The organism is Nostoc sp. TCL26-01 (assembly GCF_013393945.1).
Taxonomy (GTDB): Bacteria; Cyanobacteriota; Cyanobacteriia; order Cyanobacteriales; family Nostocaceae; genus Trichormus.
In genome coordinates this window covers 3,932,813-3,945,695 of record NZ_CP040297.1, presented here as the reverse complement: position 1 = coordinate 3,945,695, position 12,883 = coordinate 3,932,813, and the positions used below count along the sequence as shown (strand labels likewise).

The window sequence follows — 12,883 nt, the reverse complement described above, 5'->3', positions numbered from 1 at the left end:
TCACATCCTCAATTTTTGGTGATAAACTTCTCTGTGTCTTAGAAGGTGTTGGAAAATTTTCAGTAGGTATAAAAATGTCATTCTGACTGGAGCGGAGCGTAAGGAAGAATCTAGGTTTTGTGGCACATACCGAGATGTTTCATTCCGCTACGCTGCATTCAACATGACAAAGAAACAGACTTTTCCAACGTCCTCTTAGTGTCTTTGTGGTGGAAAAAGTAATCTTAGGGTGTAGGGTGTAGTGAACCTCAAAATTCAGTGGCGATGGTTTTTGTGCTTTCTCATATCTTTGCTCTGCACTATCAGTTCACCGGTGCTAGCAATGATTCCTCCCACGATTAATCCCTCCAGCCATGCAGCTGTCACTTTGATAGAACAGGGTAAAACCTTATATGATGCTGGGCGTTTTGCCGAAGCAGTGCAGGTATTACAGCAAGCATCTCAAGCCTACAGACAACAGGGTGATGATCTTAGACTGGCAGCAACTTTAAGTAATTTGTCTTTAGCCTACCAACAACTAGGGGACTGGCAACAAGCCCAACAGGTAATTACTGAGAGCTTGGATTTACTCAGAGGCAAAAATCAGCAAGTATTTGCCCAATCTCTAGATATTCAAGGCCGTTTACAACTAGCAATGGGTAAACCAGAGGTAGCTTTAGCGACTTGGCAACAAGCAGCAGAAATTTATCGACAAAGCAAAAACCATCATAGCGAAATCCGATCGCAAATCAATCAAGCCCAGGCATGGCGTACCCAAGGCTTTTATCGTCGGGCTGTCAAAATCTTATTAGAAGTCGGGCAGAAGTTACAATCACAACCAGATTCTTTAGAAAAAGCCGTAGGATTGCGATCGCTTGGTGATGCCTTAATGGTAGTCGGAGATTTAACCGAGTCGCGCACAGCCTTAGAGCAAAGTTTAGCAGTTGCCCAGCGCTTGCGATCGCCAACAGAAATTGCTGCCAGTTTATTCAGCTTGGGCAATCATGCCAGAACCAAACTGCAAATGCCAGAAGCGATCGCTTATTATCAACAAATCATCACCACATCAGCCCCACCCCTGACAAAAATTCAAGCCCAAATCAATCACCTCAGCTTGCTGCTAGAAAATCAGCAACACACACAAGCTCAAGCTTTAGTACCCTCAATTCAAACCCAAATCAACCAACTCTCCCCCAGTCGCGCCAGCATCTACGCTCAAATTAACTTTGCCCAAAGTCTCATGAAAATGGGTGTAGAACCAATAGCAATAGGAAAAACCCTGCCCCCACTGACAACTCACAACCTAGCCTTATTACTAGCCAATACAGTTAAACAAGCGCGGAACTTGGGTGATACCAGGGCTGAAGCCTACGCACTTTTGAGTTTAGGTGGTTTGTACGAACAAAACCAGCAATGGGCAGAAGCCAAAACCGTCACCCAACAAGCATTAATCATGGCTCAGGGTAGCAATGCCCCAGATATTATCTATCGTTTAGAGTGGCAATTGGGTAGACTGTTATGGGCGCAAAAAAATATCCCGGAAGCAATTACCGCTTATGATGCGGCGGTAGCCACCCTCAAATCGTTGCGTAGTGACTTAGTAGCCGTCAACCAAGATGTGCAATTTAACTTTCGGGATAGTGTAGAACCTATCTATCGTCAATCAGTAGAGTTATTGTTGCAGTCTCGTCCCGAAAAAGTAGATGAAAAAACACTAGATAAAGCCCGTCAACGGATTGAAGCTTTACAACTGGCAGAGTTAGATAACTTTTTTAGGGAAGCTTGTCTGCAAGGCCAGACTGTGCAACTTGATAAAGTGGTAGATCAAGATAACCCAACTGCCGCAATTTTTTACCCGATTATCCTACCGCAACAAATTCAAGTCATCGTCAAAATTCCTAACAAGCCCCTCCAACATTACAGCACCGACATCAGTGAAACAGAAGTAAACAAAGTTCTCAGTGGATTACGCAAAAATCTAGTAAATCCCACTGCCACCAAAGCGATTAAAGCACAAGCCCAACAGGTTTACAATTGGCTAATCAAACCCATCGCTCCACAACTAGCCACCAGTGGAGTCAAGACTCTGGTATTTGTGCCAGATGGCGCTTTTCGGAATTTACCACTAGCCACTCTCTATGATGGTAAAGAATATTTAGTCGAAAAATATGCGATCGCTCTGAGCGTTGGTTTGCAACTCCTCGATCCCAAACCCTTAGAACGCAGGCAACTCAGAGCCTTAACTGCCGGACTAACCCAGCCTCCACCCAATTTTCCCGACTTTGCCCCCCTACCTGCAATCAAGTCAGAAGTGGATCTAATTGCCAGCGCGGGAGTCTCCACCACCAGCTTGCTAGACCAGAAATTCACTCGTCAAGCCCTAGAAAAAGAAGTTAATACAGTTTCCTTTAACGTTGTCCATCTGGCAACTCATGGTCAATTTAGTTCTCGTGCGGAAAATACCTTTATTTTAGCCTCTGATGGCCCCATCAACGTTACCCAATTCGACACCCTCCTGCGTAGTCGAGAACGCATCCAACCAGGAGCGATCGAATTATTAGTTTTAAGTGCTTGTCAAACAGCAGTTGGAGATAATCGCGCCACCCTGGGTTTAGCTGGAGTCGCTGTCCGCGCCGGGGCGCGTAGTACAATAGCATCCTTATGGCAAATTGATGATCAATCAACAGCCTTATTCATCGGGGAATTCTATCGCGGACTCAAAAGTAGTGACATCACCAAAGCCGAAGCCCTCCGCCGCGCTCAGATGAAATTACTCAAACATCCAAACTACAAAGCGCCGAGTTATTGGTCTGCTTATGTGTTAATTGGTAATTGGTTGTGATGGGGTAATAATTCAAGTTTATGGATTTGGTAATTTGTAATTACAAGTGAATTAAGACTTCACCTCCGTAAACTCTGGGCTTGTTGATAACTTTAGTCCCAACAACTCATAACCATGCTTTTCCTTACCAACCACAGCAGATAATATTACATAGTCTTGAATAGTCGCTTCATAGACTGACGCTTTGCAAATTGTTTCGACATCATTAATAGCCGAATCTGCTATGAGACATTTGTATGTTTTCCTAGAACCAACTTCTTGTAAAGTCGTTTTTCTATTTTTGTAATTAATTTGCACCAATTTTACATTCACCCGAATTTCTGCTTCTGCTTTTATTTTTGTCTTACCGATGATATCAAGAGCCTTGCGTACAGTTTCCAATTCTATTTCTCCTGTTTTCTTTGGGTGTTCAGGAGAAGCCCAATCTATATGTAATTTGCTTATACCAATTCTAGTTAAAGCTTTTAAAAATTCAGTGTACTTACGTGCAGTTTTTTGGTTTAGTATATTTAATTTCGCCTGTAATTCATCTTGGGTTGCTCCAAGATTTATTAGTTGTATAAATTCTTTTAAGCATTGCCCTAAAAAAGACTCATCTAATCCCAAAGTATCTTCTGTATACACAGTTCCTTCTAAACGCATCCCAAAAGATCCGCTAAAAACTCCAGATATAACTATTTGAGTTTGTTCTTTAACCTCTGGTTGTATTATATGACTTGCTGATTTACCTAATTTTATTTGTCCTATGGCATCCAGGATTTCTTGTAGTGAATATAAAATTAAACCTAATTCTCCCACAGGAGCTTCTTTAGTTTCTTCATCTGGAAACTGTAAAATTAAATCTATAATTTCTCTTTTCTTATATTTAGCAATTAACTCGATTTCGTTGTTAGAGTTATTTTCTAATTCAATTATTTGACCCAGAGATGGTAGGTAATCTTCTTGTATTTCCTGACAATCAATGGGTTTGACGATAGCATTTAACCCATCTTCATAAGGTATTTCTACTAAGTAAACAAAAGCATCTTCAGTATTAGTAAATATATCTCTCAGTTCGACAGCCCCATAGTTTATATCCTGGAATCTGGATGAAGATACAGGCGCGTACAACCATATTTCGGCGAAGTCGGAACTATCTACACAGACAACAATAAAAATTAATCCAGATTTATTTTTGCAAGAAAACAATACTGGCTTGTCATAAAAGTCATAAACTTCTATGATTTCAAGCTGTCCTAGTATTGTCTTTTTAGGCAAAAAACTCATATTTATAAGCTTTTAGGTTTTATTAGTCTCTTGTCCGGATAAGTCGATTACATTAAATTTCTCCCAAGGCTTGCTGTTTTCTGTTATCCACCAAGTATGATGAGATTTTTCGTTTTTTGATGGAGTATGTTTTAAATTACCCATGTCTTCACTCAACTTACCCTGAGCAATTTTTGTGTTTTTGAATCGCGGAATTCTCAGAGATAGATTTCTCACATCACTCAAAGATGAATGAATTGATAACCCACAGGCTTGGCATTCGGATAAACTTGTTGGACATTCCTTGTTTGGATATTCTTGCCTCCATGACAGAAAGTCTTCTGGTCTGGGTTTTTCATGTGTCTTTTTCAGAAGTCTATAAAATTCCCCTAGTGCGGCAATTGATTCTGGTGGAGGGCAATTTTCTGGGAAATCTTTTGAATATACCATTAATATTGTTTATGAACTGTCAATAATTTGCTAACTGAATAGTATTAATTTACTACAGTTAACAAGCAAAATTTGTAAAATTTTACCTACTATTTCCCTGGACACAAAGCGCGATCGCTATTTGTCACTTTGGGGTTAGTTTTGAGATAATCTCGTAGCACGTTACAACCTCGTGCTAGTAAATTTTCGAGTTTTAAATCGGCTAAATTGCGAAAAATTACCTTACCGTTACCACTACCTGCTGCCAATGTTTTACCATCGGGACTGAAATTGACGCTGGTTAACTCATCTTTATCACCTTTTAAGACCATCAAGAGCGTACCTTTACGATTCCACAGCCTGACTTTATCATCGCTACTGGCGGCTAGGGTTTGACTATCAGGACTAAAGCTGACGCTAATAAAACTGTCTCCATTTCCTGTCAGATTTCTTAACAAATTCCCATCCCGATTCCACAATTTCACTGTACTATCAATGCTGACTGATGCTAAAACTTGACTATCTGGCGACCAAGCTACCCCATTAACTCGGCGGCTATGGTCTTTGAGGGTGTTAAGTATTTGACCTTGCCGATCCCACAGTTTGACTGTCGCATCGTCGCTGGCAGAGGCTAATAATTCACCATCGTGGCTAAAGCTGACCCAATTGACTGTATCAGTATGACCTTGTAAGGTGTGGAGTAATTGACCGTCTCGACTCCATAATTTTACTGTTTTATCTTTACTGGCTGAAGCGATAACACGGCTATCTGGTGACCAAGCTACAGCTAAAACCTCATCATCGTGACCTTGGAGGGTGTGGAGTAGTTGACCGTCCCGACTCCATAATTTTACCGTTTTATCTTTACTAGCGGAGGCGATCGCTTGACCATCTGGCGACCAAGCCACACCCCACACTTGTCCATCATGTCCTGAGAAAGTCTTTAATAATTTACCATTCCGTGCTATGATTTTAACTGTTTTATCCCGACTCGCTGCCGCTAAAGTCTGACCATCAGGACTAAAGCTAATACTCGTCACCCAGTCATCACCATCAGCTTTGGGGTTACGCCGCAACACATCGTCCCAACGCCAGAGAATAACTGTCTTATCCCGGCTAGCTGAGGCCAGAGTCCGACCATCAGGGCTGAAACTGATGCTATTGACCCAATTATTATGTCCTCTTAAGGTTCCCAAGGACAAACCGTCTGGATTCCATAATTTCAGTGTCTCATCCAGACTGCTGGAAGCAAGAGTTTGACCATTGGGACTGAAACTCACACTAGTTACCCCCGCCGTATGTCCCGATAAGGTTTTTAACAAATTGCCTTGGAGATTCCAGAGTTTGATAGTCTTATCAAAGCTAGCGGTAGCGATGGTTTGAGAGTTAGGCGACCAAGCTACACCTAAAATGGCATCATCATGACCTTGCCAACTAGCGAGTAATTCACCCCTCAGACTCCAAAGTTTAATGCTTTTGTCAGCACCGACAGAAGCGAGAATTTTCCCATCAGGTGACCAAGCCACACCCAAGACTGCATCAGTATGTCCAGTTAAAGTTCTCCGCAGTGTTCCATCTCGTCCCCACAGTTTCACTGTCTTGTCACTACTGGCGGAAGCAATAGTCTGGCCATCGCGGCTGAAACTGGCACTATTGACGACATCAGTATGTCCTGTTAAAGTTCTCTGCAATTGACCCTGGCGATTCCACAATTTGACTGTCTGGTCTTGACTAGTAGAAACAATCAGTTGTCCATCCAAACTGAAGCTCACACTATTGACTACATCAGTATGTTGGGCTAAATTAGCCACAAAACTGCCATCAAAACGCCAGAGTTTAATCGTGTTATCGGCACTAGCGGAGGCAATTAATGCCCCATCAGGGCTAAATGCAGTACTGTTAACTCCAGAAGTATGACCTTCCAAGCGATTATATTCCCTAGCGCCAACAATTGCTTGATACAAGGCAGTTTTTACTTGTTCTCTAGTATTGTCATCTACCCAAATTGCCCGTTGCAGTTTCCTCCCGGCTTTGATACCTTCTTTGAGAGCATCAAGACCTTTTTGGGATGCAAACAAAGCTTCACTGGAAACACTCAAGGTTTTAATTTCACTATCGACAGCTGTGACAATGGAAACGCTCAAACCCAAAATGGCTAAAATAGAAGCAGTTAGAGCAATTTTTAGGGAACGATTTAATTTGGCTTCACTGACTCTTTGTTGTTCTTGACTTTCTGCTAATTGAGCAGTTAATTCTTTCTCTTTGACTTCAGCGCGTAATTGTTCAATTTCTAGTTGACTGAGTTCTTCTCGCTTGCGTAACTCGCGTAATTCTGTGACTAAATCTAATCCCTGTTGGGGATAGATATCTGTGAATTTAGACTGTTGTTTTTTTTGTCTCAATTCACTCTTGAGGCGTTCAATTTCCGTTTGACTTTGTTCTACTCGGCGACGCAGTTGGTTAAGTTGGACTTGCAAGCTTGATTCTTGTTGTTGCAGGTAGCGAATTAAGTCTACTAAATAATCATGAATCAATTGATAGCGTTCGGGAACATCGGGAAATAAAACTACTAACCCAGAGCGCACTAAAATATCTAATACTAACTCTAATTTACTGGCATCTTCTAACTCGGCTAATTCACTCGTCAATTCTGCACGAGTTTTAAACGGACGTTTGTTACTTTCATCTGTTAATAAATATAAGACGAGTAAAGCTGCTCGCTCGTTTTCTGCACCACAATCTTTAATCAGTTCTTTAATATATCTTTCTATGAGTTTATTGGGGCGATATTGTTGATATTGTGATAAGGTATTGATGCGTTCGTCTTGGAGTTGTGCGCCGACGACTTGTAATTCAATAGGTCGGACTTCTCCTAATTCTGTCGATAAATCCTCAACTAAAGCATCAATTAAATCTGGTTCTAAATTAGATTGCGATCGCTCAGTTAATTTCTGAATAATTGCCTTAGCATATTCGGGAGAAAAATTATTTAATTGATAGCGGATATGTTTATCGAGAATATTATTATTAATGGCTTCTAAATTAGCCAGGTGTTTAAATTCTAATAATTGGTGTAAATAATCTTCTCTTAAGGAAAACACAATTTTTACAAAAGATATATTGAGACATTGACTTAAGAATTGATCAAACTCTTGTTTTTGTTGTCTGTCTGTATAACCAAAGAAAAATTCTTCAAACTGGTCAAATATTAAAACAGTAATTAAATGATTATTGGCATTTTGGTGTAATTGTTGGAAGATATCATCAATGGTGATGGGTGTAGCGGGTAGAGATAACACCTCTGGGGCAATGCTGATATCTCCGGCGATATGCGTAACGGCTTCATTTAGCGCTTTACCTAATTCTCGTACCCAATCAGTGTATACTTGCAATACTACAGGCACAGCAATTTGATCACCGATCGCTCGATTTTGTAATGCTGGCACTAAACCCGCCGTCACAGTAGAACTCTTCCCCACACCAGAAGGGCCATGAATCACAATCAACTTTTGATCAGCCCGGCTAATTCTGCCAATTAAGTTATTAATATCACGTTCTCGACCAGAAGCGGCAATTTCCAAAGCTACGCTGCTACTTCCTGATGGTGACATCAAGGCTGGGTTAGTTGCTTGTCTTTGAGGTTGCAGTCTTCCCGCCCCAATAAAAGCCCGAAAACCGTACTGTTGCTCGACAGAACGCCGTTTTTGGCGAATACAATAGGCTTCTAAATATCTGCCAGCTTCAAAATAAAGCGATCGCAATGTCCGTAACAGCCGAATATAACGATGGGCATCATATTGATGGGCGCTATTTTCTAACGCAGTAGTTAATTCTTTGGCAGCTTTATCTAAATATTCTCGTGCCACTGAATGCTCACCTAACTTTTGTTGAGCTTTGGCTAAAATTAAATAATATATCTGCGCTAACAGTAAGGGAAATAAGCAATCATGGGGGTTACTATCACTGTAATTTTCTGACTCAGCTAATTTCAATAGGGATACGTGCGCTAAAATACTCGCCTGTACCCACCGTGACTGCTGTAACGCCACCTGTGCTAAAAAACCGTAGTCACAAGCTAGTTGAATTTGACTACCATAAGTTTGATGCAATTCTAAGGCTTTTTGGGCGATCGTTTGTAATTCTGTCCAGGATTGCAGATGTTCTAAAACTTCGGCTAATTGTCCAATAAACTCAGCCGCAATATCCGGCCTACCCGCCGCCTGCAATACCTGCAAACATTCTTGCAAGTAGAATTTCGCTGCATCCCAATGACGGAGATGATCTAGTTGATTTTGCTCGGCTAGGCGACAGTAGCATAGACCAATGTAGTATAGCAGCACTCCCTGTCTGAGAATTGGGGAAGATGGAGGCGTGGGAGGAGTAGGGGAAGTAAAAACGTCCTGTTCTACCGCATCTGTGGGATCACCTATTTCTACCAAGTGTTGCCAAACTTGCAAACTTTGTTGAAAATGACTTAAGGCGTAGTTAATGCGATCGCTGACATAATCATCCAACCCAAAAACAAACTTTAAACTGGCATTTAATTCTGGTTCTAACGTGATGCCGCGATCATGCAACTCGGCAATGGCACAATGGAGTTCATCACTATGTTCCCAGACTTGTTCTAAAGTCGGATAGTCGTCTATAACTGGCGGTTTTGAGCTGGTCGTATCCTGGGGTAATATTTTGGCAAACAAAGAGTCAGTTTCTCGATGCAGAAATTGTAACAACTCTGGGGTCGTCATTTCCAACCGAATCGGGGTTGCTGCCCAGCTAGCAAAATCGGGCGCTAATCGGACTAATTTCTGCAAAACTGTTTCTGTCACCCAAAAAATCATCGGAAATGGGTGACGTTTGGGAAATTCATCTCGAATTTGATTAATTGACCTCAATAAGTCGTCAATTTCCTCGACGGTTTCTAAACCCAAAATCATCAAAGCTGATGGTGGTTCTGCATCAGCCAGTAAATTCAGATGGATAGTTGTATAGAGACTTCTGGTATTGTGAGGTAAGACGACCTTCTGGATAGGAATAGCGATCGCTAATTCATCGAGTCGTCGCAGGATACGCTCTTGCAAAACTCTGTAATTACACTGAACTAAAACCACGGAAAAATGACCGCTAGATAAAGCGATCGCTCGCCATAAACTCCGTACAGCACGTTCATTTGCGGCACGAATATCTGCTACTGGGTATCCTTCAGCCATGACTTGAATCTCTGTGTCTCTGCTAAAACTGGGTTGACAGCAAACCAAGCACCTTGATGATCCCGGTATTCAAACACAAACAAACTCCGCAACAATGTATGGTATTCAATATCACCTCTAACTTTTTGCTGTGCTACTACTTGAAAGATTAAATCCCACTCATGAGTATCAATGGCATTGGCACGATAATCCCGTTGTCTTTGAATCACCAACTCGACACACTCCCTTTCAAAGGGTGGATCTTGTTCTCGCAGACAGTCAAACAGCAACCCCAACAAATCCCGTACATGACCACCACTGATCAAGCACAATCGATCTAGTGTTTCTAAACTATCAAACACCTCTGTAATTAAGCCTAACCGATCGCTGGTGGCAATGTCAGGAAAAGCTCTAGCTAACACCATTTGCCGCATCAATGCCAATCCCTGAGCAAAAATTTCCCCAGAGCGCAGACGTACAGGTATCATGGGTAAAACCTTCGGTGCGACACCACCACCCAAGCGATGTTGCAATTCGGCGCTATCGTTGGAGAAGGTCAAGGCCAGTGGAATAGTATAAACTACATGACAGTTGAGTTTCCGTAACTGCTCACCCCGTTCTATAAATAAATATTCTGGCAGCGATCGCCCCGATGGTAAAGGGCGAATTGCCACTCGATCTAAATTATCGACAATTACCACTAACCCCTTTTTACCTTTAGCTTTGAGTTCTTGGTTAGCACGTTCGAGCAATTCTTGGTTAATCGACTGCAAAATATTCTGTGTACGCGGTTCGAGATAATCACGCAACCGCCGCCGTAACTGGGGACTTTCTTTAGTCTTGGCAGTAATTTTAGCAATGCCTACAGATAACTCAGCTTCCACACCCAAGTCAATAGGAGTTTGCAGAAAATCCACCACCTCTGTAAACAATTTAGTAAAGTAACTGGGTTTGAGGCGGATTTTGAGAGCTTCTAAATTTTCGCTCACTTGACCAGCGATCGCCAGTAAAATATCAGTCACATCCACATCAGCCATTTCTAAGACATGGGTGGACTCAAAATAGACTACCTGAAATTGTTGCTCCTCTAACTCAGCCTTGAGTCGTAATAACTCTGTAGATTTGCCACAACCAAGATGTCCTGTAAATAACTGACAAGTCGGAGATGCTGGCGATATCTTCGTAATTGTCCGCAGCAGGGCCTCAATAATTTTACCACCCCGTACTGAGGCAAAATCGATATAATAACGGCGATCGGTGGCATTTTCCACCATCAGAGGTCGGCTGGGATTACAAGCTTGATAAAATCTTTCTAAATCTAATGCCATAACAAATCTAATTTACAGGGGAATTGGTAATGGGTAATTGGTAATGGGTAATTGGTAAGATTACTACTGTTGTAATAGAGCTTTTTGAGTGCTGCCACAAGCTATGCTGCATGGCAAATTAGTGCTAATGTCAATAAAGACCAAATACTCATTTTATAGTCATCTATGAACTTTTAGTCCTTTGTGCTTGCAAACAGCACAACTTGCACAAAGTACTCAATGATTTAGAAATATTTCCGCCAGTTAAAATATCTGATTTGGCGATCAGACACAGTTATGATAGCTTTTACACAGTCAGCCACAACTATATAAATATAGCAAATTATCCAATATCCAACTCACCCATAACTGATACCAATTTCCTTTAAATGTGAAACTGTAGTAGAGACGTTGCAATGCAACGTCTCTACATAATTTGCAATGCAACGTCTCTACATAATTTATGTGTATCATGATTAACGTGAAATGGTATGAGCGATTTGCTCTTATAAATATTAGAAATATTTTCTTGATCAAAAGGTACTTTTAGGTACACTTTAATCTGATATTGGGTTGCGCTCCACCAACCTACAATTATTTGCTAAAACTGGGATTTAATGAATTTAGGTTTAAACTATAGCTATATATAGATTACCGACACCAGAGGAGTTAGTAGAACAAGAAAGAGAACGCGCCGAACGACTGGCACAGAGGTTGCGGGATTTGGGAATTAACCCTGATGAGATTTAGCAAATTGTCTAGTGTATGGACGTGTAACTGGATTATTGATTGTTAGTTGAGTGTAGTTTTATGGTTACTCAAACAATTCAAAACCCATCTGATGATGTTTCGTCTGTCGAAGTGCCATTTGTTGTTTTATACAACGTCAGTTGGCAAACATACCAATCGTTGTTAGCCGATATGGGAGAACATCGAGCAGCGCGACTTGCATATCATCATGGAGTTCTGGAAATTAAAATGCCATCAAAACTGCATGAACTCATCAATCGACTTTTAGAGCGCATCATCACTACCCTAACAGAAGAATTGGAGATGAATGTGTTAGCGCTTGGTTCGACAACCTTTGAGCAAGAGGAAATCGCACAAGGAGTTGAACCAGATTCTTGTTTTTATATTCAAAATGCTGAGTATGTCAATCTGGAAGATAACCAACCACCTACCAATTTACCACCCGACTTGGTCGTTGAAGTTGATATTACCAGCTCATCAAAATCGCGCTTAAGTATTTACAGAATTATGGGAGTTCCGGAAATCTGGCGCTACCATCGCCAAGGTTTAGTGATTTTGCAGTTACAAGCAGGGCAGTATGTAGAATGTGAATACAGTTTAGCCTTTCCGAAAGTGACAGGAGAATTTTTAAGAGTATTAGTAGAACAAGGCAAACAAGCCAAGAATCAAAACGCAGTTATGCAAACATTACGCAATTGGTTAAGTGAATAGTTTTAGAGGAGCGATCGCTTTCCTCTGGCTCGTGTTATTTTATCTTGTAGTCTAACAATTTATTGATGAGGAGGTAATCGAACGATGGCTACCGTCAATGAATATAGAGAATATATCCAAAAATTACTAAACGAACACGCCAAACTTGTATGGGATGAACGTATTCAAGCCCAAACAATTTTTGATGTGGAACATGACCACTATCAACTAGTCTATGTTGGTTGGCGCAATTCCAAACGGATATACGGTACAGTGCTTCACCTCGATATTATTAATGGCAAAATTTGGGTTCAGCAAGATGGTACAGAAGTGGGTATTGCCAATAAATTAGTTGCACTGGGAGTTCCTAAGCAAGATATTGTCTTAGGTTTTGATCCGCCAAAAATGCGTCACTATACTGATTTTGCCGTGGGATAATTAATTGTGAAAAATTG

7 protein-coding genes are annotated in these 12,883 nt (G+C 41.2%); 3 read left to right on the top strand and 4 right to left on the bottom strand.

Features of this window, described 5'->3' with window-relative positions; genetic code table 11:
• The first annotated feature begins 322 nt into the window (after nucleotides 1-322).
• Complete coding sequence (locus FD725_RS17090) at nucleotides 323-2,821, top strand: CHAT domain-containing protein (RefSeq protein ID WP_179049246.1); 2,499 nt, start codon at nucleotides 323-325, stop codon at nucleotides 2,819-2,821.
• A gap of 51 nt (nucleotides 2,822-2,872) precedes the next feature.
• Here the strand turns inward: FD725_RS17090 and FD725_RS17085 are convergent, their stop codons facing one another.
• The 4 genes from FD725_RS17085 to FD725_RS17070 all read right to left on the bottom strand — a co-directional run bounded on the left by FD725_RS17085 (nucleotide 2,873) and on the right by FD725_RS17070 (nucleotide 11,009).
• Entirely contained in the window at nucleotides 2,873-4,087 is a 1,215-nt protein-coding gene (locus FD725_RS17085) for a DUF6575 domain-containing protein (RefSeq protein ID WP_179049245.1), read from the bottom strand.
• A gap of 12 nt (nucleotides 4,088-4,099) precedes the next feature.
• Nucleotides 4,100-4,516: a hypothetical protein gene (locus FD725_RS17080; protein ID WP_179049244.1), complete on the bottom strand. Its 417-nt coding sequence runs from the start codon at nucleotides 4,514-4,516 to the stop codon at nucleotides 4,100-4,102.
• Nucleotides 4,517-4,605: 89 nt separating this feature from the next.
• Complete coding sequence (locus tag FD725_RS17075; protein ID WP_179049243.1) at nucleotides 4,606-9,702, bottom strand: hypothetical protein; 5,097 nt, start codon at nucleotides 9,700-9,702, stop codon at nucleotides 4,606-4,608.
• The gene (locus FD725_RS17070) at nucleotides 9,681-11,009 is read right to left on the bottom strand and encodes a P-loop NTPase fold protein (protein WP_179049242.1); all 1,329 of its coding nucleotides are present in this window, start codon (nucleotides 11,007-11,009) and stop codon (nucleotides 9,681-9,683) included. The genes FD725_RS17075 and FD725_RS17070 overlap by 22 nt, the downstream gene beginning before the upstream one ends.
• 789 nt (nucleotides 11,010-11,798) lie before the next feature.
• Here FD725_RS17070 and FD725_RS17065 point away from each other — a divergent pair.
• The gene (locus FD725_RS17065) at nucleotides 11,799-12,449 is read left to right on the top strand and encodes a Uma2 family endonuclease (RefSeq protein WP_179049241.1); all 651 of its coding nucleotides are present in this window, start codon (nucleotides 11,799-11,801) and stop codon (nucleotides 12,447-12,449) included.
• Nucleotides 12,450-12,533: 84 nt separating this feature from the next.
• Nucleotides 12,534-12,866: a XisI protein gene (locus tag FD725_RS17060; RefSeq protein WP_179049240.1), complete on the top strand. Its 333-nt coding sequence runs from the start codon at nucleotides 12,534-12,536 to the stop codon at nucleotides 12,864-12,866.
• Nucleotides 12,867-12,883 lie beyond the last annotated feature (17 nt).